The 22,845-nt window shown below is 55.9% G+C and carries 21 protein-coding genes; 11 read left to right on the top strand and 10 right to left on the bottom strand.

Going from position 1 to position 22,845, the window contains the following annotated elements:
* Positions 1 to 33: 33 nt before the first annotated feature.
* From WEB64_RS08970 to slmA, 8 genes are read left to right on the top strand one after another with little or no spacing between them, the layout of a single operon-like run.
* The gene (locus WEB64_RS08970; protein ID WP_368060220.1) at positions 34 to 1,365 is read left to right on the top strand and encodes a peptidylprolyl isomerase; all 1,332 of its coding nucleotides are present in this window, start codon (positions 34 to 36) and stop codon (positions 1,363 to 1,365) included.
* Positions 1,362 to 2,360, top strand: coding sequence for a 4-hydroxythreonine-4-phosphate dehydrogenase PdxA (gene pdxA / locus WEB64_RS08965; RefSeq protein ID WP_368060222.1), 999 nt, complete (start codon positions 1,362 to 1,364; stop codon positions 2,358 to 2,360). Before WEB64_RS08970 ends, pdxA begins: the two co-directional genes overlap by 4 nt.
* Complete coding sequence (gene rsmA, locus WEB64_RS08960; protein ID WP_368060224.1) at positions 2,357 to 3,193, top strand: 16S rRNA (adenine(1518)-N(6)/adenine(1519)-N(6))-dimethyltransferase RsmA; 837 nt, start codon at positions 2,357 to 2,359, stop codon at positions 3,191 to 3,193. The genes pdxA and rsmA overlap by 4 nt, the downstream gene beginning before the upstream one ends.
* A complete protein-coding gene (locus WEB64_RS08955) occupies positions 3,186 to 3,986 on the top strand; it encodes a symmetrical bis(5'-nucleosyl)-tetraphosphatase (RefSeq protein WP_368060226.1) in 801 nt (266 codons plus the stop codon). Before rsmA ends, WEB64_RS08955 begins: the two co-directional genes overlap by 8 nt.
* 28 nt (positions 3,987 to 4,014) lie before the next feature.
* The gene (locus tag WEB64_RS08950; RefSeq protein ID WP_368060821.1) at positions 4,015 to 4,389 is read left to right on the top strand and encodes a DUF423 domain-containing protein; all 375 of its coding nucleotides are present in this window, start codon (positions 4,015 to 4,017) and stop codon (positions 4,387 to 4,389) included.
* A gap of 2 nt (positions 4,390 to 4,391) precedes the next feature.
* Positions 4,392 to 4,592 carry a sulfur carrier protein ThiS gene (thiS, locus tag WEB64_RS08945; protein WP_368060822.1) on the top strand — a complete coding sequence of 67 codons (201 nt, stop codon included), beginning with the start codon at positions 4,392 to 4,394 and terminating at the stop codon, positions 4,590 to 4,592.
* Positions 4,593 to 4,652: 60 nt separating this feature from the next.
* Positions 4,653 to 5,462 carry a thiazole synthase gene (locus WEB64_RS08940; RefSeq protein ID WP_368060228.1) on the top strand — a complete coding sequence of 270 codons (810 nt, stop codon included), beginning with the start codon at positions 4,653 to 4,655 and terminating at the stop codon, positions 5,460 to 5,462.
* 30 nt (positions 5,463 to 5,492) lie between these two features.
* On the top strand, positions 5,493 to 6,104 hold the full coding sequence (slmA, locus tag WEB64_RS08935) for a nucleoid occlusion factor SlmA (protein WP_368060230.1): 612 nt from the start codon (positions 5,493 to 5,495) through the stop codon (positions 6,102 to 6,104).
* Between the two features lie 474 nt (positions 6,105 to 6,578).
* Here the strand turns inward: slmA and WEB64_RS08930 are convergent, their stop codons facing one another.
* From WEB64_RS08930 to WEB64_RS08915, 4 genes are all read right to left on the bottom strand, one after another.
* Positions 6,579 to 7,376, bottom strand: a complete 798-nt coding sequence (locus WEB64_RS08930; protein ID WP_368060232.1) for an inositol monophosphatase — start codon at positions 7,374 to 7,376, stop codon at positions 6,579 to 6,581.
* 83 nt (positions 7,377 to 7,459) lie between these two features.
* On the bottom strand, positions 7,460 to 8,755 hold the full coding sequence (locus WEB64_RS08925) for a pyridoxal phosphate-dependent aminotransferase (protein WP_368060234.1): 1,296 nt from the start codon (positions 8,753 to 8,755) through the stop codon (positions 7,460 to 7,462).
* Positions 8,756 to 8,843: 88 nt separating this feature from the next.
* Entirely contained in the window at positions 8,844 to 9,596 is a 753-nt protein-coding gene (locus tag WEB64_RS08920; RefSeq protein ID WP_368065557.1) for a substrate-binding periplasmic protein, read from the bottom strand.
* An 81-nt stretch (positions 9,597 to 9,677) separates the two neighbouring features.
* Complete coding sequence (locus WEB64_RS08915; RefSeq protein WP_368060238.1) at positions 9,678 to 11,354, bottom strand: acetolactate synthase large subunit; 1,677 nt, start codon at positions 11,352 to 11,354, stop codon at positions 9,678 to 9,680.
* A gap of 239 nt (positions 11,355 to 11,593) precedes the next feature.
* Between WEB64_RS08915 and WEB64_RS08910 the strand changes: the two genes are divergently transcribed.
* Positions 11,594 to 13,228 (top strand): methyl-accepting chemotaxis protein, encoded by a 1,635-nt coding sequence (locus WEB64_RS08910; RefSeq protein WP_368060240.1) that lies wholly within the window; start codon positions 11,594 to 11,596, stop codon positions 13,226 to 13,228.
* Positions 13,229 to 13,390: 162 nt separating this feature from the next.
* Positions 13,391 to 14,044 (top strand): response regulator transcription factor, encoded by a 654-nt coding sequence (locus WEB64_RS08905; protein ID WP_368060242.1) that lies wholly within the window; start codon positions 13,391 to 13,393, stop codon positions 14,042 to 14,044.
* 124 nt (positions 14,045 to 14,168) lie between these two features.
* Here the strand turns inward: WEB64_RS08905 and WEB64_RS08900 are convergent, their stop codons facing one another.
* The 5 genes from WEB64_RS08900 to WEB64_RS08880 form a co-directional block, all read right to left on the bottom strand.
* Positions 14,169 to 15,284 (bottom strand): lipase secretion chaperone, encoded by a 1,116-nt coding sequence (locus tag WEB64_RS08900; RefSeq protein WP_368060244.1) that lies wholly within the window; start codon positions 15,282 to 15,284, stop codon positions 14,169 to 14,171.
* A gap of 93 nt (positions 15,285 to 15,377) precedes the next feature.
* Positions 15,378 to 16,304 carry an esterase/lipase family protein gene (locus WEB64_RS08895; RefSeq protein ID WP_368060246.1) on the bottom strand — a complete coding sequence of 309 codons (927 nt, stop codon included), beginning with the start codon at positions 16,302 to 16,304 and terminating at the stop codon, positions 15,378 to 15,380.
* A 142-nt stretch (positions 16,305 to 16,446) separates the two neighbouring features.
* Positions 16,447 to 16,773: a DUF3301 domain-containing protein gene (locus tag WEB64_RS08890; protein WP_368060823.1), complete on the bottom strand. Its 327-nt coding sequence runs from the start codon at positions 16,771 to 16,773 to the stop codon at positions 16,447 to 16,449.
* 106 nt (positions 16,774 to 16,879) lie between these two features.
* Positions 16,880 to 19,951 carry an efflux RND transporter permease subunit gene (locus tag WEB64_RS08885; RefSeq protein ID WP_368060248.1) on the bottom strand — a complete coding sequence of 1,024 codons (3,072 nt, stop codon included), beginning with the start codon at positions 19,949 to 19,951 and terminating at the stop codon, positions 16,880 to 16,882.
* Complete coding sequence (locus WEB64_RS08880; protein ID WP_368060250.1) at positions 19,951 to 21,093, bottom strand: efflux RND transporter periplasmic adaptor subunit; 1,143 nt, start codon at positions 21,091 to 21,093, stop codon at positions 19,951 to 19,953. The genes WEB64_RS08885 and WEB64_RS08880 overlap by 1 nt, the downstream gene beginning before the upstream one ends.
* Positions 21,094 to 21,403: 310 nt before the next feature.
* Between WEB64_RS08880 and WEB64_RS08875 the strand changes: the two genes are divergently transcribed.
* On the top strand, positions 21,404 to 21,907 hold the full coding sequence (locus WEB64_RS08875) for a DnaJ domain-containing protein (RefSeq protein ID WP_368060252.1): 504 nt from the start codon (positions 21,404 to 21,406) through the stop codon (positions 21,905 to 21,907).
* Between the two features lie 16 nt (positions 21,908 to 21,923).
* Here the strand turns inward: WEB64_RS08875 and WEB64_RS08870 are convergent, their stop codons facing one another.
* Positions 21,924 to 22,697 (bottom strand): secretin, encoded by a 774-nt coding sequence (locus WEB64_RS08870; RefSeq protein WP_368060254.1) that lies wholly within the window; start codon positions 22,695 to 22,697, stop codon positions 21,924 to 21,926.
* Positions 22,698 to 22,845 lie beyond the last annotated feature (148 nt).

Raw genomic sequence — 22,845 nt, 5'->3', positions numbered from 1 at the left:
CGACTGCTATTGCACGTAACAACTGAGGTGATTATGAAGGCGACCCTGCGCCAATGCGCACAAGCCGTTTTGTTAATGCTGGCGTTAGTCAGTGCGCCCCTGGCCCTGGCTGAACGTCAGCCGCTTGATAGCGTCATTGCGATTGTCGATGACGATGTCATTTTGCAATCAGAGCTTGATGCCCGCGTTCGCACCATCGTGTCCCGGCTCAACACCCAGGGTACACGCCTGCCCCCCATGGAAGCCCTGGAAGAGCGGGTCCTGGAGCAGCTGATTACCGACTCTATACAACTGCAGATGGCAGAGAAAATGGGTATGCGCGTCAGCGACAACGAGCTCAATGACGCCATGCAGAATATTGCAGCCCGCAATAACATGACCTTGCAGCAGTTCGAGCAACAGTTGGCGCAAGAAGGTCTGAGCTACCGCGAAGCTCGCGAACAGATCCGTCGCGAAATGTTGTTAAGCCGGGTACAGCAACGCAACGTGGACAACCGGGTTCGGGTAACCGGTCGTGAGGTCGATAATTTCCTCTCAGCCTCTGCCGCAGGCGGCGACAGCGGCGTTGAATACCAGTTGGCCCACATACTCGTAGCCGTCGATGATTTCAATGACCCGGCCGGAGTAGAGGCCGCTCGGGAAAAGGCCAATAGTCTGTTGGAACGAATTCGTAGCGGCACCGACTTCCGGGAAGTGGCAGTGGCTGAATCGGATGCCAGTAACGCCCTGGAAGGCGGCGTAATGGGTTGGCGGCCTGAGAACCAGTTGCCTTCGCTGGTCTCTGATGTGGCCCCGGCGCTGGACCTTGGTGAGCCCTCGGAAGTTCTTGAGAGCGGTAGCGGGTTCCATATCGTTACAGTGCTGGACACCCGTGGCGGTGACCAGCAATTTGTTGAGCAGGCGAAAGTTCGTCATATTCTGGTTCGCCCGACCGAGACAGTATCTGACGCGGACGCTGAACAACGTATCAATGAATTGGCGGATCGATTGCGAAGCGGAGAAGATTTTGCCGTCCTGGCCAAGGAGTTTTCTGATGATCCGGTTTCCGGCTCTGATGGCGGCAACCTGGGTTGGGTGAGCCGCGGCGAAATGGTGCCCGCTTTCGAACAGGCAATAGAGACTGCCACCGTGGGTGAGTTAACGGGGCCGGTCCGCTCACGCTTTGGCTGGCATCTGCTGGAAGTACAGGAGCGCCGCCAGAAGGATATGGGTGGGCAGATCAAGGAAGCTGAAGCCCGGCAAGCGCTTTACCGCCGCAAGTTTGATGTGGAGCTACAGAACTGGTTGCGGGAAATCCGCGATGAAGCCTATGTTGATATCAAGAACGATACCGCTTCCGAAGCCGATGCGAACGAGAATTCATGAGTGATTCTGTCATCCTGGCGCTGACCCCTGGCGAGCCTGCCGGAATTGGGCCAGAGCTATGCCTGGCCATTGCGCTGGAAAAGCGCACGGCAGGGCTGGTGGTGATTGCGGATATGGATCTGATGGCCTCACGGGCCGAAATGGTGGGCCTGGCAGTAACATTAGTGCCCTGGCAGGCGGGTATGGCAGCGGAAACCGCAGCGGGCCGGATTTCGGTGTTACCGGTTGAGGGCCTGGTCTCGGATCAAGCCGGTATTCTCGACCGCCACAACAGCGCGTATGTGCTCAAGACACTGGAAGTCGCTACCCGTGGCTGCCTTGAAGGCACCTTCGACGGCATGGTGACCGCTCCTGTTCATAAAGGTGTTATCAACGAAGCCGGTATCCCTTTCAGCGGGCACACCGAGTTCCTACAGGACATGTGCCAGGTTGAACGGGTGGTAATGATGCTTGCGACGGAGTCACTGCGGGTGGCTCTGGTGACCACGCATCTGCCTTTGAAGGAGGTGGCCGCTGCGATCACGCCCGAGCGTCTGACCCAAGTGGTACGCATACTGCATCACGATCTGCGGCGGTTTTTCGGCCTCGATCACCCCCGTATCCTGGTTGCTGGGCTCAACCCACACGCCGGTGAGGGTGGTCATCTGGGCCGCGAAGAAATTGACGTAATCGAGCCGACCCTGGATGCCTTGCGTCGGGAAAGTATTCAACTGATCGGCCCGTTACCGGCCGACACCTTGTTCACTCCCCACTGGCTCGACAGCGCAGATGCCGTACTCGCGATGTACCATGACCAGGGCCTGCCGGTACTGAAGTACCAGGGTTTCGGGCGCGCGGTTAACATCACACTGGGCCTGCCTATCGTGCGTACCTCCGTGGACCATGGTACCGCCCTGGATCTGGCGGGTACCGGTAAGGCTGATGTGGGTAGTTTGCATGTTGCCATCCAGGTGGCTACCCAAATGGCTGCCAGCAAACAGGGAGCTCAAACGTGAGCCGCAATAAACCCGGGCATCAGGCCCGTAAACGTTTTGGTCAGAATTTCCTCCATGACGCCGGGGTGATTGAGCAGATTGTCCGCTCGATTGGCCCGAAGCCGGACGACACTATGGTCGAAATCGGCCCGGGGCTGGGTGCACTGACGGAAGAGATCCTGGCGGTGAACCCGAACCTTCAGGTGGTGGAGTTGGACCGGGATTTGATCCCGATCCTGCGCACCAAGTTTTTTAATTATCCGGGGTTTGAAATTCACGAAGGGGACGCACTCAAATTTGATTTCGGTCAGCTGGTGAGGGACAAACCCCTGCGCATAGTGGGGAATTTGCCCTACAACATCTCAACACCGCTGATCTTTCATCTGCTGGGCCAGTCTGATGTGGTGCAGGACATGCACTTCATGCTGCAGAAAGAAGTGGTGCAGCGGTTGGCGGCGGTTTCCGGGGACAACAATTACGGTCGTCTCGGTATTATGGCGCAGTATTTCTGCAAAGTGCAGCCGTTGTTCGAGGTCGGCCCTGGCGCTTTCCGGCCCTCACCAAAGGTGGATTCCGCCATCGTGAGACTGGTGCCCCATCGCACCTTGCCTCACCCGGCAAAGGACCTCAAAACCCTGCAAGGGGTTGTACGTACGGCCTTCAATGCCCGCCGCAAAACGCTTCGAAAGGCGTTGGGTAGCCTCATCACCGTTGAGCGACTCAATGGCCTGGGCATAGATGACGGCCTTCGGCCGGAAAATCTGACCCTTGAACATTATGTTGCCATAGCGGATTTCCTTACCGATACCGACTATGGCGACAAGCAGCTTTCAGACGGAGCTGACAATGACTGATTATGCCATCGGCGATATCCAGGGCTGTTACGACCGGCTGCTGGAGGTGCTTGCCATCATCGGTTTCTCGCCCTCCCGGGATCGACTCTGGGTGGCCGGAGATATTATCAATCGGGGGCCGTCTTCGCTGGCCACCCTGCGTTATATTGAACGCCTGCAAGCATCGGCGGAAGTGGTGCTTGGCAACCATGATCTGCACTTGCTGGCGGTCGCCCTGGGTGGTCACAAAACCCGTGGCAAGGACACTCTCGATGACATTTTGCAGGCGCCGGACCATGACCGGTTAATCGAGTGGCTGAGACAACAGCAACTGTGTGTTTACGATCCGGACCGTAACTTCCTGATGGCCCACGCCGGTTTGCCACACATCTGGTCGGTGGAGCAGGCCCTGGGGTATGCGAAGGAGTTGGCAGGTGTCATCCGTGGTCCTGAGGCAGCCGAATATTTTACCCACATGTATGGTAACGAGCCGGCCCGCTGGCGGGAAAACCTGACGGGTATGGACCGGTGGCGCGCGGCTACCAACTACTTCACTCGTATGCGATTTATAGCCGCCGATGGCACTCTGGAACTGGCCACCAAAGAGTCTGCCGGTGAAAGCCCGGCAGGTTACTCGCCCTGGTTCAATTTCCCTCGGCCGGATAAAATCCGGGTGATTTTTGGCCATTGGGCAGCGCTGGAAGGGAATACACCGGATGACCAGTTCATCGGTCTTGATACCGGCTGCGTATGGGGTGGTGCACTCACAGTCATGAACCTGGATACCGGCGAGAAAACCCACTGTGACTGTTAGCTCCGGCAGTGTATTACGAATACCCCTGATGCTCGGTGCGCTACTGATTCTGACCGCCGTTATGGGCGGTGCTTTCGGTGCACATGCCCTGCGGGGCATGGTCGCTGAACGTAGCCTGGAAGTTTTCCAGACCGGTGTGCAGTACCAGATGATTCATGGCCTCGGGTTGATTCTGATCGCCATACTTGGTGCCTTGAACGTGTCCCGACGTCTGTTGGCGCTGGCCGCGGGTTTTCTCATGGCTGGAGTGCTGATGTTCAGTGGCAGTCTCTATCTTCTGGTGCTGACAGATTGGCGCTGGGTCGGCCCGGTCACTCCTGTAGGCGGCGTTTGTTTTATGGTGGGCTGGGTATTGATAGTGATTGCCGGGCTACGGCAAGGAAACGGTCAGGAGTCAATATAATGATACAGATTCAGGTAAACGGTGAGGCTACCGAAGTCTCTGATAATGCCACGATTTCAGTATTGCTGACGCAATTGTCGGTGACGGGGCGGCGTCTTGCGGTGGAAGTTAACGAAGATATCGTTCCCCGTAGCCAGCACCCGGATTTCCAGCTAAGTGCCGGGGATCGCGTCGAAATTGTCCACGCGATTGGCGGCGGTTAGCCCCGGCCCAGGCTCCCTAATACCAGACTTTCCATTTATTTTGATCAAAACAGGTGTTGAATGAGCGAACCATCCGAACCGCGCTTACCCGAAGACAAACCGCTCGAAATTGCGGGGCGCGTCTATAACTCACGCTTGCTGGTCGGAACCGGTAAGTATCGTGACATGGAAGAAACCGGCCGGGCAATCGAGGCCAGCAAAGCGGAAATCGTTACCTTTGCGGTACGCAGAACCAATCTTGGGCAGAACCCGGATGAGCCGAACCTGCTGGACGTGGTTTCACCTGACCGGTACACCATGTTGCCCAACACCGCTGGCTGCTACACCGCCAAGGACGCAGTCCGAACCTGTCGGCTTGCCCGGGAGTTGCTGGATGGCCATAACCTGGTAAAACTGGAAGTGCTTGGTGAGGAAAAGACCCTGTATCCAAACATGACCGAGACTCTGGTGGCCACCGAAGAGCTGGTGCGGGACGGCTTCCAGGTGATGGTCTATTGTTCCGATGATCCATTGTTGGCGAAACGGCTGGAAGACATGGGCTGCATCGCCATCATGCCACTGGGCGCTCCCATTGGCTCCGGTTTGGGCATTCAGAACCGTTACAACATCCGGTTGATCGTTGAGAACGCAAACGTACCGGTTCTGGTGGATGCCGGGGTGGGCACTGCCTCCGACGCAACCATTGCAATGGAACTGGGCTGTGACGGCGTGCTGATGAATACGGCAATAGCACAAGCGAGAAACCCGGTGCGGATGGCCAACGCCATGCGCCTGGCCATTGAATCAGGTCGCGAGGCTTACCTGTCCGGACGCATGCCAAAGAAACTGTATGCAAGCGCATCATCGCCGGTCGACGGTATGTTCTTCTGACCTAAACATTCACTCTTCGGCATTCTGACTATGAAACAATCCGAACCCAGTCGTCGTGAGCTGATTCTTCAGGCTCTGGCTGGTTTACTGGAAAGTGAACCGGGGGCGCGGATTACCACCGCGGGTCTGGCAAAGCGGGTCGGTGTAACTGAAGCCGCACTTTACCGACACTTTCCCAGCAAACGAAAAATGTTCGAAGGCCTGATCGAATTTGCCGAGGAGGCTGTATTTTCACGCTGTCAGCTTATCCTGCAGGAACATGAGGACGCACGGGTTCGGCTGCAGCAACTGGCGCATCTGGTGCTGGTGTTTGCAGAGCGCAATCCCGGGCTCTGCCGGGTGCTGACCGGCGGCGCGCTGATCGGTGAAGACGAAGGCTTGCAGCGCCGTGTCTCGCAGTTTTTCGACCGCCTCGAAACCCAGGTGCGGCAGATTCTGAAAGAGGGCGATATCCGCCAGGGCTTGCGCCCACTCGTCAGTGCAGGTCACAGCGCTGACTGGATGATGATTTTTATCGAAGGGCGCCTTCAGCGTTTTGTACGATCGTCATTTGAGCGGCATCCTTCCGCTGAATTTGATCACAACTGGAGGTTATTGGCGGCTGGACTTTGGGTGGCGGAGGATTTACCTGCTGCTTTTTAAGGGTGCTGCCACCTTATGGCTAAATGCTTCAAAATTGAGGTAGGCGCCAGCCAGAGGTCGCTTCCGGGAGACGCTGCAAGTACATCCCTGTAAGCTTGTTTCCGGCCATCCCTGGCCTCCAACAGTCCCGGAAGCGACCTCTGCCCGACGCCTGTCAGGCTATTTTCTCGCCTGGGTAAAGCTCATACACTGATCCAGTTCCATTTTTCGTTAATGATCAGTCAGTAAAGCTGTGCTGCCCACAGGCAACAAAGTGGTTCAAGAGGTGCTGTTGGGAAGGCTTTTCCCAGAGTGTTGGAGGCCAGGGATGGCCGGAAACAAGCTACAGGGACGTACTCGGAGCGTCTCTGGGAAAAGCCTTCCCAACAGCGCCCAACTCCCCAACTTTCAGTCATTCCTCGGTAGTTGCCTTTGCTGTAGTCGTTGCCTTTGCTGTAGTAGTTACTATGCCCTAATGAGGGAGCCCCCGGCCATTCAACTGGCCCCATTCAACAAAACCCGAAGTGAGTCATAAATTCCCGGGGCAGTGATCAGCAAATCCTGCCCCCACAAATCTTCCGGATAGCCTTCTGGCACATCCGTAAAGTGCCCCGCGCAGGCCCCAGCTTCCAGGGCAATCAGCCGCCCGGCAGCAAAATCCCACGGGCTGACAGATTCGTAGTAGGCATCAAGTCGGCCACAGGCGACCCAGCAGATATCGAGCGCTGCAGACCCCACGCGACGCAAGTCTCGGCAATGGTGGATCATCACATCCAGTCGCTTCAGCAGCGGCGCCAGAGCGTCTTTGGTATACGGAAAACCCGTTGCAAACAGGGAATCGCGGGGAACTGAAGCGCCGCTATGCTGGATTGGTTCGCCGTTCAAAGTGGCACTACCGCAGCGCACGGCCCGAAAGGTTTCCCCGGCGAAAGGTGCGTGAACAATGCCTACCTGTACGTGACCACGCTCGGCGTAAGCAATGGAAATAGCCACCTGGGGGTGCCCGTAGGCATAGTTCACGGTGCCGTCGATGGGGTCGATAATCCACAGCGGGCTATTCAGATCCGCGGCCTGGCTTTTGTCCGGGCGTGATTCTTCCGACAGGATACGATGATCCGGGAAGCGGGCACGGATGGCTTCGGTAATCAGCTTGTCAGCCATCAGGTCGGCGTGGGTGACCAGTTCGGTCTGATCTTTGTAATCGGTTCTGAGCGGGTTGTTTTCCCGTTCATGGCGAATCAGATCGCCAGCTTCCCGGGCGAGTTGTTCAGCAAAGTCGGCAATAGTCTGCACAGGAAACTCCTGTCATAAAGAAGTGCTGCCAGCAGCCGAGGCTGCCGGTACGGTAAATCAGAGGAAGACAGTCGATGCAGCTGTCAGAGATTTTTTAGCCAGTCTTCAAGCTTGTCCATTGCCAGTTTCAGTCTGGGACCAGCCTGGTCGATGAAACTGTCATCCAGTTCCTGGCTGGCAAAATCACTGTCGGCCAGTGCCAGCGCCGCGGTGCCGTCGAAATCGACAAATGCCAGTCGCGCACTTAACTGGTCAGGCACGAAGCCAAAATCACTGGCTGGCAGAATGGCAATGCCGGTTTGCTCAAGCAGTTCCTGACAGAAGGCGGCGCTGGTTTTGATGTCGTGGTGATCAAACGCCTCTTTGTAAGCGGAGAAATCGGGGAACAGATAAAATGCGCCTTCCGGTTTCTGCACTTTCACGTTCATATCAGTCAGGCGACGGTGTATATACTCTCCAATGACCTTCAGCACCCGTCGGGACTGCTGCAGGTAATGGTCAATATCGTCCCCGCCATTGAACGCAGTGATGGCGGCATACTGGATCGGCGCGCTGGTGGCCGTGTAGGTCTCACTGGCAATAATAGCCATCGCATCCTGAAGCGGGCGCAGCTCCTTCGGGAAGATAAAAGTGCCTAACCGCCAGCCACCTGCGCCCAGCCATTTGCTCATGCCGGTGCTGATGATAGTGCCTTCCGGGTAATAGCGGGCGATGGATTTATGCTTGCCATTAAACTGGACCTCGCCGTAAATCTCATCCGATAGCAGGATGAGCTTGTACTTTCGCGCCACGTTGGCAATAGCCAGAAGCTGATCGTCAGTGTAAGTGCAGCCAGTCGGGTTGGACGGGTAGTTGAGAATCAGTATGCGCGGCCGGGACGGGTCATCCCGGCAGATGATGTCCAGTTCCTCAGCGGTCAACTGCCAGTTGTTTTCCGCATGGGTGGGCAGCCAGTGGACAGAGCGGCCTATAATTCTGGCCTGGGGCGCGTAGGACACCCAACTGGGCCTGGGAATTAGCAGGTCACCGTAGTAGGCCAGTTGCAAAATGAACAGCAGCTCCTTCGAGCCCGGGCCGATCAGCACATCCTCCCAGGTGCAGCGCATGCGCTCCGTGCGGTTGATATAGCCGGAAATGGATTCCCGCAACGCTTTCAGGCCTTTGACGGGTAGGTAATCTTTCTGGTGAGCGTTGTCCTGGAGCGCGGCAACAACGCGCTCTGGCACTGGAAAAGGCGATTGCCCCAGGCCCAGTTTGATAATGTCCCGGCCCTCGGCACGCAACTGATTGCTGAGCTCGTTGATTCGGAGGGTGGCGGAAGGCTGAATGCCTCTTACGTTGAGGTTGATGGCGAAGCGGTGATCGTTGCTGATATCCATGGGGTCCATCTGATTCCGGGAAACGTTGAGTCAGTATAGGAAACCCGAACCGGATTGAGGAAAAAATCGGATAGGGGATTGCCGAAGGCTACTCTGAGGTGTGTTCTGAGGATTGTTTTAGTTCGCGGAGCGCCAGATTGAAGGCATCACGCAGTGCCTGGCCCTCCGGATTCTGGCGCGAGAAGGCCGCGCGGAAAGGGCGACTCTCGCCAACGATGCCTGGGATCGCCGAAATCCTGGATAACTCCGGTTCCTCGACTACATGTTTGTTCAGCAAATGCCCGCAGACTGACTGCTCGCAGATAAACAGGTCTATCCGGCGGTGAACCAACATCTTCAGGCTGGTCAGTTCCGGTTGCTCGTGGCTGACCCGGGTGACATTGTCCGGATGGTGCTCGATCCATTCCATGAATTCCGGAGCGTAACTGTAAGATGCCGAAACTCCGATCTTGAGGTCGTCCAGATCGCTCAAGGTTTGCCAGGCAATGTCGGACTCCTGGCGTGCGAAGAACATGTCCTGAACCTGATTTATTGGGTCGGTAAAATGGTAGAAAGCGGCGCGAGCATCCGAATAAGTCAGCGAATAAACCATGGAGGCTTCGCCACGTCTTGCCTTGGCTTCAGCCCTGATCCAGGGGAGCAACTCGATGCGAGGCTCATACCCCATGGCTTCGACAACTTGCCGGATTACGTGGGTATCAGAGCCCACGATGCGACCGCCTTCGGAATACTCAAAGGGAGGGTACTCCGAAGTGACGATCTGCATAACGGGCCTATCGTCTGAGGAAACCACCGACGGCAGGAAAGCAGTGAGAATTGAACAGACGAGACGACCAGTCATTAACCTACTCAGATGATCTGTAATGAATTGACATGCCAATATTGTTTTTGATGATTATAGAACATGTTGCCAGTTTTACCTTTATAGATCGCAGGTTAGCTGGCTCAATTCCTCATTAAATACCCGCTTGTTCTCACTATAATCGACAGGTACTTCAATCAGGTGAACACCAGTGGCAGCCAGGGCTTTTTCAAGTGTCGGCTTCAACTCGCTGGCGCTGCCTACCCGGTAGCCGGTGGCACCATAAGCCTCGGCGTATTTGACAAAGTCCGGGTTTTGGTAGTCCAGACCGAAATCAGTGAAGCCTTCCTGGCCCTGTTTCCATTTGATCATGCCGTAAGCGTTGTCGTTGATGATCATAATCACAAGATTAAGATTCAGCCGAACGGCTGTCTCCAACTCCTGGCTGTTCATCATAAACCCACCGTCACCGCAGATCGCCATGACTTTCAGATCCGGATATAGCATCGCAGCGGTCATAGCGCTTGGTAGCCCCGCCCCCATCGACGCGAGCGCGTTATCCAGCAACACGGTGTTATTGTCGTAGGCTTTGTAATTACGGGCAAACCAGATTTTATACATGCCGTTATCCAGGGCAATGATGCCGTTATCAGGCATTACCTCTCGCACATCGTTGACGATGCGCTGAGGAATAACGGGGAAGCGGTCATCGTGAATATGCTCGGCGAGGTGCTTCTCGGCTGCTTTTTTTACCTCCATAAGGTTGCTGAAATCGTGGTGTTTGCTCTGGCCGCAATGATCTGCCAGCCAGTCGACACTGTTCGCAATGTCGCCTACTACCTCATGCTGGGGGAAGTAGACCGGGTCGACATCCGCTGGGCTGAAGTTGATATGGATAACCCGTTTTCCACCAGGGGTCATGAAAAAAGGTGGTTTCTCCACCACGTCGTGGCCCACGTTGATCACCAGATCGGCATGGTCAATTGCACAGTGTACAAAATCTCCGGCCGACAGCGCGGCGTTACCCAGATAGCCCGGGTGGCGCTCATCTACCACACCCTTGCCCATCTGGGTGGTAAAGAACGGGATGCCGGTAGTATCGACCAGGTGCAGCAAGGCCTGGGAGACCCGCTTACGGTTCGCGCCAGCGCCAATCATGATCAAAGGATGGCGGGCTGCAAGAATCATGTCGCAGGCTTGTTGCCGGCTTTTTTCGCTGGCGGTGGGTCGGCGGGCATCGCTTGCGGAAAAAATGTGGGTGTCGCCATCGGCCATCTCGGAGGCGATGTCTTCCGGCAATTCCAGATGCACGGCGCCCGGGCGCTCTTCGGTAGCAAGCCGGAAGGCCTCCCGTAGTTTCGCGGGAATGGTGTTGGCGTTGCTGATCTGCCGGGTGTACTTGGTCAGGGGCCGCATCAGGTCAACGGTGTCGATGATCTGGAACAGGCCCTGCTTGGACGATTTGATCGGCTTCTGGCCAGTGATCATCATCATCGGCATGGCGCCCAGAGTCGCATAGGCGGCGGCCGTCACCAGATTGGTGGCACCGGGGCCGAGAGTGGAAAGGCACACACCTACCTGGCCCGTCAGTCTGCCGTAGGTGGCAGCCATAAATCCGGCAGCTTGTTCGTGACGGTTCAGCACCAGGGTGATACTGGAGTTTCGAATAGATTCCAGAAGATCAAGATTCTCCTCTCCGGGTACCGCAAAAATGTATTTGACGCCTTCGTTTTCCAGCGCTTTCACAAACAGATCAGAGCCCTTGAGTGGCGGTTGCAGAGGGTCAGTCGTTGTCATGGTCATCCTTTTGAGGTTCGTCAAACAGCCATGACTATGCGGCAAAAGCGGCTCTCCCGACAAGGTGTGATTGCAGTTAAAATCCAGCGCAGCTATGGATAAAGCGCTCTACTTTTTGGGGCGGGTACAGTAAAGCGCGAATTGTTGTGGAAATGACTCAAGTCTCCCTGGCTACTGCCGTTAGATAAGGTACCCGGCAGATCCCTGCCGACGTCCTCGTGGGTATTCTGGAGATTTGTATGCTGAAGTCGGTCAAGCTCTCAACCAAGCTGTATGGAGGCTTTTTGATTCTGATTGCGATGATCCTGGCGGTGGTGGCCCTGAGCTATTCTGCAGGAAAAACGCTGAATTTCAATAATGATCGCAATATCCATACCTATGAGATACTGCGCTCTATAGAAGAGGTCCGGCTTGCCCTGAGTAACATCGAGACCGGTGAGCGAGGGTACCTGCTATCGGCTCGGGAGGAGTTTCTTGAACCGTTGACTTACGGCAAAGCCCAGTTGCGGGAAGAGATCAGGAACCTCAAGGACATGATGGCTGACAATCCCGCCCAGCAAAAACGACTTGGCGAGTTGGAAGTGGCGATCAGGGACTGGGAAACCAACGCCATTGATTACTTCATTGAACAGCGCCGGGAAGATCGCGCCAGTCGCCGACCGTCAGTGGCACTTATTGAAGAGCTGGAAGAGGGGCGAGGTAAAGAGCGTATGGATCGCATCCGCGTCATAATGACGGAAATTCGTGAAACCGAGGAGGCGTTGCTTGAGCGTCGTACTGAACGGGCAGAGACTGATCAGGCCAATCTGTCGCAGCTTCAGTTTATTCTGGCTATTGCCGCCATTGTGATTGCCCTGGTTGTCGCCACTTTGCTCGGGCGTTACATCTCCCGCCGTCTTGAATACATGGGCGAGATCGCTGAAGCCACCGCCGACGGCGATCTGACCATCGCTATCAATAACGACACGTCGGATGAAGTGGGTGCTGTCATTGAGGCCATGGCGCGTATGCAGAAAAATCTTCGTGACATGCTGGGAACCATTGCCCAGGGCTCAACCGAGCTGCGCCAGGCCGCTGGCCGTATTTCCACCGTGTCGTCGCAAACCGCCAGCAGCTCGAGCCAACAGAGTGATGCCGCCAGCCGGATGGCGACCGCGATGGAAGAACTTTCCGCCAGTATTGCCGATGTCTCCAACAGCGCCGAGGAGGCGAACAATATCTCCGCGAAGTCCGGCCAGTTGGCGACCGACGGTTACCGCATTATCAACCAGTCTATTGATAGCATGGGCCGGATCAGTGAGACCGTTCAGACCACTTCCACAGATATAGCTGAGCTGGGCAAGAACTCACAGCAAATCTCCACCATTATTAATGTCATTCGGGAAATTGCCGACCAGACTAACCTGCTGGCCCTCAATGCGGCCATAGAGGCGGCTCGGGCGGGCGAGCAGGGGCGGGGCTTTGCAGTGGTGGCTGACGAGGTGCGCAGCCTGGCCGAGCGTACGTCGAAATCTACCGATGAAATAGCTCGCATGATCGAAACCCTGCAGAAAGGCGCAGAGCACGCGGTCAAGGGTATGGAAGGCGCGGTAGGACTGGTTGAAGGAGGTGTGGGTATGGTCAATCAGGCGGGTACGTCAATGGACGATATCCGTAAGAGCGCCGAACAGGTGCTTGAAGTGGTACACGTTATCTCCAGCGCGCTGCGTGAACAATCAACCGTAAGCAACGACGTGGCGGCCAATGTTGAGCAGATCGCCCAGATGGCGAATGAAAACGCCGATGTGGCCACCGAGAGTTCAGCGGCGGCTGAGCAGCTCACCCATCTCTCTGAGAGTCTCGACACTGCGGTTCAGCGGTTCCGGATCAGCTAACAAGACTGTTGCAACCCGCAGTGTCGGGGGCCCGGCACTGGCTTGATTGGTAACAGCGGACCTGTGTCACAGATCGGTTAACCGTTTGACGTCCGGAGTGCGTCTGTCCGCGTATAGTGCCTGTAACCGCTACAACAAGAACGGCACATACGCGGAGAGCTCATGAATATACACTCAGCAGGCAGGACCTGCTCGCATGGGAAAGCGGATAGGCCCCTGTCCAGAGTCTTGATTGTCGATGATCACCCGTTCTTTTCAGAGGGTCTTGCGGGCACTCTGGAGCAGGAGAAACTGGTGCGCACGGTGGCAAAGGCAGGCTCTATTGCTGACGCAGTGGACAGCTTGCGACATAACCCCGAAACCTCTCTTATTCTGCTTAATCAGACGTTGTGTGGCGAAACCGTGTTGTCGCTGTTTCAGAGGCTGTCGGACGCAAGTGTGTCGGTTCCGGTGGTCGTTATTTCCAGCCGGGAGGATCCACTCTCCATACGCGTCGCCAAGGCAGCCGGGGCTGTTGGCTTTTTATCAAAGTCTTCTGGCCGTCAAGCCCTGGTCCGGATGGTGCGCTGTGTCAGTAAAGGCGGACTTTTTTACCCGACACTGGGTGCTACTGCGGATGAACCAGGACAACTCACACCGCGACAGCTGGAGGCGCTGAAACTGCTCGCAGAGGGATTACCGAACAAACGTATCTGCCAGGCCCTTGATTTGACTGAGCACACGGTAAAAACTCACCTGAAGGCTATTTTTACTCACCTGGGTGTACATAACCGCACCGAATGTGTTGCCCACGCACGGGCGCTAGGGCTGATCTGAGCTTAGTGCCCCGTCTGGCTAATTCGCAGTAGGTCAACGAATTAGCCGGACGGGACACAAGACGCGATGACAGGACCGGCGCAAAATAGAAGCGTTTAAAGCTGGAGATACGCTGTATGGGTGTTCATTGCGATGGCTGCTCCAAAGATTTCAGCCTGGCCCAGGTGCGGGTTTGCCCATCCTCAAAGTGCGTTTTTAGCAGTTCGTCCTGCCGTGTCGCTAAATCATCAGGAGCCAGGCCAGCCTGCTGTAATTGGGTAAGCTCGGTCTGGTATTGATCGTAGGTGCTTTCAAACTGTTTCCGCTCACTCAGATACGAAACCACGTCGTCGGCCTGATCCGGCGCCATGCCGAGCTTCCTTAATTGCTCACCCGCATCCTTTGGTGAAGCTGCCTTCGCCAGCACTGACTGGCGCCGCGAGTGAACCTCCTCCTCTTCGATCAGTCGGGTTTCGGTCTGCCGGATAACCTCCGGCAATTGTTGCCGATGCCAGGCTTGCAGGGTGCCTCGAGCCTCTTCCGACAGATCGTTGCGCTGTTGGAGGTCCAGACTGGCAAGGGTGTATTCGCCATAAGCCTCTTCCAGGCCAAAAAACGCCTGATGGGTATCGGGGTCAAAGGACGCAGTGCGAAGCTGTTTCAGGTCATAAAGAGCCTGTTTGAACATCGAGAGCTGATAGACCGGATCTTGCTGGCGGGCAGGGTCAAGCGGATGGTTGCCTAGCGCGACCACCTTCTGTTTGTAATTGAGATACTGCGCCAGCAACGCGATCGCCTCATCAGCGGCAGGGTCAGGCAAACTGCTGCGAGCCAGACTTTCAATTTTCCCCAAAGCCGTTTCCGGATCCACCTCGCCAACCGTGTTGAGGAAATAATCGAAGAAGTCCTTTGTCTGCAGGTCTACCACCAGGTTGCCAGCGGCATCGGTGTGCAACTGCCCGTCAATGTCGGTGCCCGCCAGTGAGTTTGCAAAGGGCGTTTCGCCCAGGCTCTCGGGCGTGCGGAATGACCCGGGTTGTATGGGTTCCCGAAGTTCGGTGCTGGGGTTCTGGATACTTACACTGGTGTCCGTCAGCGCCGGAGCAGGTTCTGTTTGCGGTGGTTCGGATTTGGAGGCAGTAAACTCGGGTGCGGATATACTGTGATGGCTGGAAAACCACACGCCGACCCCGGCGATGATGCTTGCACCAGCGAGCACGATTAAAGACTTTCGGTGAAAAGCATACGGAGATTTTGACATTGAGGAAGCTCCAGGACTAGCGACTCACGCCAGACCCCCGTGCAGAGTGCGTCCGCCGGGGGGAACTGGGTTATCAAGAGTTTGCAGCCTGGACTACAGGCCCAGATTCTTCAGGCGGTTAGCCTGGCTGCGATAGAGCGACACCGGGTTCGTCCACCAGGAGCGGGCACCGAACAGGTGATTGATCGCATCCACATGATTCATCTCATAGTGAGTGCCAATAACCTTGCCCATCATGCTTGCGCAAACGCCAACCAGGCCATCGTTAGGTTCATTGCCAAAAGCCAGCGAGGTTACCCCAAGAAACGGATCGGTGATGTCGGTCCAGTTGGTCCAGATGGCGCGACCGGTCCAGGAGAAAAACTTGATCTGGTTGCCATTGATCGAGACATTTTCGTTGGTCCCCGCGCAGGACCAGCGATTAATCCCTTTCCAGCCGAGGGCGTTGTTGAGCTGGGCGGTGCCATTGGTGGTCAGGGTTTCGAGAGCGGCAATTCCGTCCTGGGGATTATTGGAGCCCGACAAAGCGTTGACCAGATCACCCAGAGCTCCGGCGATGGCCCCGGCGCCACCTTCCACGTAACTGCCAGGCGGAATTATACCCCGAGCGACATCGGCTACCTTGGAGCCTTTGTTGGCACCATTGATGGAAGTGATGGAGGCCACCTTGTGAGGGATCAGCGACGCAGTCACCCGGGCGGTTGGAGCTCCCTGGCTGTGGGCCATGATGTTGACCCTCGACTGGCCGAGGCCGTTGATGTAATTGGCCAATTGTTGCCCGCGCTGTTCGCTGCTGTTAACGAATGAGACGCTGGCAGAGTACACCCGGGCACCACTACGCTCCAGATTCCAGGGAATATTGTGGAAATAGTTGATAAGACCGCCGATCGTGTTAAAGCCCGTAACGCCGTGGACCAGTACGATCGGATGCTTGGTTTTGGTGTAGTTTGCGTAGCTGAGTGTGGGTGCGGCGAGTACGACGCAGCCCAACACCACGGCCAGAGTGATGAGTTTTCGCATGGTTGATTCCTGTTGTTTTTGTGAGCGGCCGCCATGATTGACAGCCTTTGTCTCCAATGCGTCGAAGATTATTTGCGATTGCGGGCTTGAACAGAATCGCCCATTTGGGGGATGGGGCTAACAGAAGGTGAAGATTAAATGCTCAGTATTCCGGTCCGCTAAACCGGTGGGGTTCCAGTTCCATGTGTTCAATGGTGCGTCCGAGCATGATGATCCGCCCCAGGTAGCGTTCCTCACCGGTGGAGGTAAAATCAAACATAAACCGGCGCCAGACCCGCAGCTTACCCTGTTGGTCCCGTTTGACCCAGAGACCGCGCAGGTAAACCGCCTCATCAAGCAACAGCACGTCCATTTTTTTGCAGTAGGCTTTGGCAGCGGTCAGGACAAAGTCCTTTATGGCTTTGGCTTTCCACCAGTACCAGACCAGGAAACCGGCAACGAATATCCAGAACAGGGAGCTGAGAGTCACGGGCAAAGTGTCCGCAGGGTCATAATAGTCATCGCTCCAGTATAGGGGAGGGGGCACAAAAAAGCCCGACAACCGTGAGGCTGGCGGGCTTGATGACCCTTCCGGATTAGTGTGCGGGCACCGGTGCCTGATCGTCCTCTTTGGGTTTGCTGCTGTTGTGGTCGCGGCCTAGCAGGATATAGAACGCGGGCAGAACAAACACCGTGAACAAGGTGCCGATACCGAGACCGGTGGCGATGGTCAGGCCAATGGCAAAGCGACTTTCAGCACCCGGCCCAACCGCAATCAACAGCGGTACCATGGCAAAAATCAGTGCCAGCGACGTCATGATGATCGGTCGTAACCGGATAGCAGCAGCCTCAAGAACGGCCTCACGTTTGCTCAGGCCACGGTCGACCTGAAGCTGATTGGCGAATTCGACAATCAGGATGCCGTTCTTGGAGACCACGCCGATCAGCGTGATCAGTCCCACCTGGGTATAGATATTCATGGTGGCAAACCCGAGCACGATAAAGGCCATGGCGCCCGCCACAGACATGGGTACTGAGACCAGAATAATGAACGGGTCACGCCAGCTCTCGAACTGCGCCGCCAATACCAGGTAGATCACCAGCAGTGACAGGAAGAACGTCACCATCAGGGCGCTACCCTGATTGGCCAACTGGCGGGTTTCCCCGGTGTAGTCGTAGCTGAACCCCTGAGGCAGTATTTCCGACGCGGTTTGCTCCATAAAGGCCATGGCATCGCCGGCCGTGGTGCCTGGCATCGGTACGCCCTCGAGCGTAAGCGAATTCAGCTGGTTGAACTGGGTACGCTGGGACGGTTCGACCGATTTTTCAAAGCTGATCACGCTGCTCAGGGGGACTAGTTCGCCGTTATCCGCCCGGATGTAATATTCATTCAACGCCTGCTCATCGGTCCGGAATTGCTGGTCGGCCTGGGGGATTACCTGATAGGAACGGCCCTGCATGTTGAAGCGGTTGATATAGCCACCACCGAGCATGCTGGACATCGCCTGGCCTACGTCCTGCATCGAAAGCCCAAGGTCTGCGACCCGGTCTCGATCAACCTTGACGTTGGTAACCGGACGATCAAAATTGATCGACTTCTGCAGGAACATGAAATTACCGCTTTGCATGGCCTTGCCCTGCAACTCATTGGCAACCTCGTTCAGGCGCTCGTAGTCGTCCCCGGTGGTCAGCACGAACTGGAAGGGCAGGCCGCCGCCAGAGCCGGGCAGGGACGGGCGCGGGAACACGGCAGTCTGGAGCCCTGTGACCTTCGAGAGCTCCTCCTGAAGCTTGGGCTGAACCTCGAATTGGCTGATCTCCCTTTCACCCCAGGGTGCCATTTTAAAACCGCCAAACACGGCATTGGGGCCGGTAATGCCCAGAATCATGAAGTCTTCGTTGTAGCCTTCAATCCCGGCCATGCGCTGCTGTACTTCGTCGCCATGCTCCTGCAGGTATTCCAGCGTCGCGGTCTGCGCGCCGAGACCCTGGTAAAAGAGAATGCCCTGATCTTCCGTCGGGGCCAGTTCGTTCTGGCTCATGGCGACCATGAAGTAAATTGAGGTCAGTACTACCACAGCAAAGAAGATAACCACCGAGATGGTTTGCATGGTTGAAGTCAGTGCGCGCTTGTAACTGTTGGCGAGCCCGGTGAAAGAACGCTCAACCAGGTTCTCAAAACGCCCCGGATTGCCATGTGGTTTCAGCACCAGTGCGGAGAGCATCGGTGAAAGGGTGAGGGCGACGATGCCGGAAATAACCACCGTGCCAGCCAGGGTGAAAGCGAACTCGGTGAAGAGCGAGCCCACCAGGCCGCCCATAAAACCAATCGGAGCGTAGACAGCCACCAGGGTGGTGGTCATGGCAATGATCGGGACAGCCATTTCCCGGGCGCCGTTGATGGCGGCATCATACCGGGATTCGCCAGCCTCAATATGGCGGTGTACGTTTTCCACCATTATGATGGCGTCGTCCACCACCAACCCGATTGCCAGCACCATCGACAACAGCGTCAGCAGGTTCAGGGAAAAGCCCATCAACAACATGACGAAAGCGCCGCCAATCAGTGACAGTGGTACTGCAACGGAGGGGACAATCGCCGCACGGATAGAACCGAGGGTGAGGAAAACCACCACCAGCACGATGACCATGGCTTCCAGCAGGGTCTTGATAACCTCGTTTATAGAGTTATCAATGAAATCGGAGGCGTCATAGGCGAGACGGACATCAAGCCCTGCGGGCAACTGACGTTCGATACCCGGCAGCTCATCTTTCACCAGTTTGGCCACGGTCAGTGGATTGGCACCGGGCGACAGCTCAATAGCAACGTAAGTGGCAGGCTGGCCCTTGTAAAGTGCAAGCTGATCGTAGGTTTCCGAACCCAGCTCAACCCGGGCGATGTCGCTTAACCGAATCAGGGACCCGTTTGATTCCTTGACCACAAGATCCTTGAACTGCTCGGGATCGGCGACATCGGTATCGCTGGTCATGCTGATTTTGACGTACTCGCTGCGGGTGTTGCCGACCGCTGCCTGGTAATTGTTCTCAAGTAATACATTCACAACATCCCGCGACGTCATATCCACGGCCGCAAGTCGCTCGGGGTCCAGCCACACGCGCAGGGCAAATTTACGTCCCAACAGATCCGCTTTGCCGACGCCGGACAGCGCCTGCAGCTTGGGCTGCACCACACGGGTGAGGTAATCGGTGATTTGCGGTACCTGCAGCTCAGAGCTGTAAAACGCAATGTACATCAGAGCGGTAGAGTCACCAGTGGTTGAGGTGATAACCGGGTCCTGAGCATCCGCTGGCAACACGTTACGCTGGCTGGCAACTTTGGCCTGTATTTCTGCCAGCGCCGCGTTGGCGTCGTAGTTAAGCACCATTTTGGCTTCGATGGTGGACTGGCCCTGGGAGCTCGTAGAACTGAGGTAATCAATACCGCTGGCTTCAGCAATGGCCTGCTGAAGCGGCGTCGTGATAAACCCCTTGACCAGGTCCGAACTCGCGCCCGGGTAGGCGGTGGTCACCGTTACCGTGGTACTTTCCAATTCGGGGTACTGGCGGATTTCCATCTCCATGGCCGCTCGCGCGCCCAGCAGTAGAATCAGCAGACTGACAACCGTGGCCAGTACTGGCCGTTGGACAAACGTGTCGGTGAAGCGCATCAGTCAGAGGCCTCCAGCGAAGCATCAGCCGTTTTCTGCCCATCAGCCCCGGTATCCTCCTGGCCGGAGTCCTTCTGAATAGTAACGCGCTGTCCAGCCCTTAGCCTCAAAAGCCCCTTTGAAACCACCTGCTCCTGGGCCTCCAATCCACTGGTAATGGCAACGCGACCGTCACGGGTCTCGCCACTGGTTACGGTCCTGCGATTGACGATAAGCTCATCGTCTTCGTTATTCTCCACCACAAACACGTAATCGCCGTAAGTGTTATAGGAAATAGCTGTTCTGGGTACCGAGACGACTTCTGTATCTTCGGGCTGGCGGGTCAGAACGCTGGCAAACATGCCTGGCTTGATCTTGTTATCAGGGTTTTGGAGCGTTGCCCGTACCCGAACGGTGCGGGTTTCAGGGTTGACAGAAGAGTTAACAGCGCTGACCTCACCCGCAAAGTTTTCCCCAGGCACGGCGGCAACTGTCACTTCAACTGCGTAACCAGTGGCGATTTTGGCAAGCTCCTTCTCCGACAGGGTGTAATCCGCGTAAATTGGGTCAAGCATGTTGATCTCGACAATCGGAGACCCGGTGGCAAGGTATTCGCCCTGATCTACCATGCGCAGGCCCACGGCGCCATCGAAGGGTGCCCGAATGACCTTTTTGCTGAGCTGGGCCTCAGCTTCATTCACTCTGGCCTCGGCAGCATCGAAGTTTGCCTTGGATTCATCATATTGGGACTGCGACACCGCGCGTCGTGGCAACAGATCAGAAACCCGCTTGAAATCCTGCTCGGCTAACTGCGCCTCCGCCTTGCGGGTACGGACGGCGGCTTCATCTATTGCGCTGTTCAGTCGAACCAGGACATCGCCCTTTTTTACCGTGTCGCCTGATTCGAAATTAATCTCTTCGACCACACCCGGGACTTCATTAGCCACTTGAATGCCATTGACAGCGACGATGCTGCCAACGGCTTTAACGGCGGGCTGCCAGGCTTCAACTTTGGCCTTCACAGCAGAAATTACGGCTGGCGGCTGGGGCTGGGAAGACTGCTCCGCCATCTGTCCGAACTGATAGAACTTGTAGCCAAAAATGCCACCAAGAACCACGCCGAGAAAGAGAATGACGATTAAAAAACGGGAGGCTATTCGCATGAGTCGAGGTCCTGATTGCCTTTGTTCATGGGCGATGCCCGAAAATACCGGGAAGTCGCCGCTACGGGCGTGGTCAATGTGTTAATTTAAAGTTCGTGAGTATAGCTTGAAAGATAGCTGCCTATGCAATTGCCGATTAGCAGTAACGGCTCTGTCAGGAAAGGCCGTTAAAATAGTCCTCCGGATGTAAAAAATCCGTGATGCCCGCAACGGTGCGACAGACATTGCTAATTATTAAGGTCGGTATAGTAGCAGCGTCACTGTGACATTCCTGAAGTGTTACGGATATCCCTTACAAAAGGATGAGTGAATGCACTGGATTCTCGGCATTGGCCTCGCTGCCCTGATGTTTGTCATATTGAAACAATGGGGGGGTCTGACCCCGGAAAGAAGAAAAGCCGCCACCTGGAAAGTGGCGCTCACGGTGTTCGGCGTTATTCTGGTGTTTCTGGTTCTGACTGGCCGCGTCCACATTTTAGTCGCCGGCGTTGCAGCACTTTTGCCCTTATTAAAGCGATTGCCACTGCTGTTGAGGCATTTGCCATGGCTTAACAAACTTTATCGAGAGTACAAGAGTGGGAACCATCAAACCGGGGGGCCAGGTCATCAGCAAACATCGGTGGCGACGGGGCAGATGAGTATCAGGGAGGCCTGCGAAATACTGGGAGTGGGTCAGACCTGCAGCCGGGAGGAGGTTGTTGCCGCACACCGACGGCTGATGCAGAAAATACACCCTGATCGCGGCGGTAACGATTACCTGGCGGCCAAGGTGAATGAAGCTAAGGCAGTTCTGCTCAATAAGGGCGCGTCTTAAGTGGCCCAGAACCGGTTTACATCACGTCCACGCGTACCTCAAATGATTGGCTTTGTTGGCGGCTGCCGCCCACCTCGTAGGTAATGCCGGTACGACTGCTGGCGCTGGAAGTTGTTGTGCTGCCCAGCTCCACCCACTGACCAGGTTCGACCCTGCGGATGGTTACCACAGCTTCGGTTTCATAGCCGGGTATGTCATTTTTCGGGTCATCGTCGAACGCCATCACATGCAATTCAATCTGGCGTTCTGAAATCACCTGGGGCGTTATGATGAAGCCACTGCGAATGGCGACCTGTTGCAGAATGGCCGCTGGGTTGCGGCCGCCGCGAATGGCGACAGGGAGTGTCCGAACCTGACCGGAACTGATATGGGCCGACTGGCCATCCTGTACCACGAGGTTCTGCTCGCGGTTGCGACGGGTGGTGGTGACCGTCTGTTCGGCCTGAATATTCACATCACTGTTGGTGATGGTAATGCCGCCGCCTTCACGATTAAGATTGCCCGAGTTACCGCTGCGTACTGAGATGCGCATCTGAACAGGCGCAACATCCATGGTGTCCACCAGCATTCCGACTTCATCGAGAACCTGCGGTTCGCCGCGAAGGATCATCTGCTGCCCGCTTGTGCTAATGGCAAGTTGGTCACCGGGGTAAAGCTCTCGCAACTGTGCCGCTATATCCTGGGCCGGACGATTATTGAGATCGTAGGTCCTGGCTTCCGGAGCCGCTGCGAGTGGGGACGCAAAGCTGAAAAGAACAACAAACAGTAAACCGACAACCTGTGATTTCATAAAGGCTTCCCGTCAGACTTTGCCGCCGCCGGTAGGAAAAATCGTTGCAACGGTTTGCAAACCGATAAACCGGCGTTATAGTAAAAAGCATGAAGACAACACACGCGCCATGTCAATTGAATGTTCTGAAAGCTTTCGGTAGTCCGAA

The organism is Marinobacter sp. (assembly GCF_040882185.1).
Classification (GTDB): domain Bacteria; phylum Pseudomonadota; class Gammaproteobacteria; order Pseudomonadales; family Oleiphilaceae; genus Marinobacter.
Note: the sequence above shows the minus strand (reverse complement) of the source record. Positions and strands in the feature narration are given on the sequence as shown.

Coding starts and splice junctions, on each gene's coding strand:
- WEB64_RS08970 (WP_368060220.1), top strand. CDS start 34: ATGAAGGCGACCCTGCGCCAATGCGCACAAGCCGTTTTGTTAATGCTG.
- pdxA (WP_368060222.1), top strand. CDS start 1,362: ATGAGTGATTCTGTCATCCTGGCGCTGACCCCTGGCGAGCCTGCCGGA.
- WEB64_RS08955 (WP_368060226.1), top strand. CDS start 3,186: ATGACTGATTATGCCATCGGCGATATCCAGGGCTGTTACGACCGGCTG.
- WEB64_RS08950 (WP_368060821.1), top strand. CDS start 4,015: ATGCTCGGTGCGCTACTGATTCTGACCGCCGTTATGGGCGGTGCTTTC.
- WEB64_RS08940 (WP_368060228.1), top strand. CDS start 4,653: ATGAGCGAACCATCCGAACCGCGCTTACCCGAAGACAAACCGCTCGAA.
- slmA (WP_368060230.1), top strand. CDS start 5,493: ATGAAACAATCCGAACCCAGTCGTCGTGAGCTGATTCTTCAGGCTCTG.
- WEB64_RS08925 (WP_368060234.1), bottom strand. CDS start 8,755: ATGGATATCAGCAACGATCACCGCTTCGCCATCAACCTCAACGTAAGA.
- WEB64_RS08920 (WP_368065557.1), bottom strand. CDS start 9,596: ATGACTGGTCGTCTCGTCTGTTCAATTCTCACTGCTTTCCTGCCGTCG.
- WEB64_RS08915 (WP_368060238.1), bottom strand. CDS start 11,354: ATGACAACGACTGACCCTCTGCAACCGCCACTCAAGGGCTCTGATCTG.
- WEB64_RS08910 (WP_368060240.1), top strand. CDS start 11,594: ATGCTGAAGTCGGTCAAGCTCTCAACCAAGCTGTATGGAGGCTTTTTG.
- WEB64_RS08905 (WP_368060242.1), top strand. CDS start 13,391: ATGAATATACACTCAGCAGGCAGGACCTGCTCGCATGGGAAAGCGGAT.
- WEB64_RS08900 (WP_368060244.1), bottom strand. CDS start 15,284: ATGTCAAAATCTCCGTATGCTTTTCACCGAAAGTCTTTAATCGTGCTC.
- WEB64_RS08895 (WP_368060246.1), bottom strand. CDS start 16,304: ATGCGAAAACTCATCACTCTGGCCGTGGTGTTGGGCTGCGTCGTACTC.
- WEB64_RS08885 (WP_368060248.1), bottom strand. CDS start 19,951: ATGCGCTTCACCGACACGTTTGTCCAACGGCCAGTACTGGCCACGGTT.
- WEB64_RS08880 (WP_368060250.1), bottom strand. CDS start 21,093: ATGCGAATAGCCTCCCGTTTTTTAATCGTCATTCTCTTTCTCGGCGTG.
- WEB64_RS08875 (WP_368060252.1), top strand. CDS start 21,404: ATGCACTGGATTCTCGGCATTGGCCTCGCTGCCCTGATGTTTGTCATA.
- WEB64_RS08870 (WP_368060254.1), bottom strand. CDS start 22,697: ATGAAATCACAGGTTGTCGGTTTACTGTTTGTTGTTCTTTTCAGCTTT.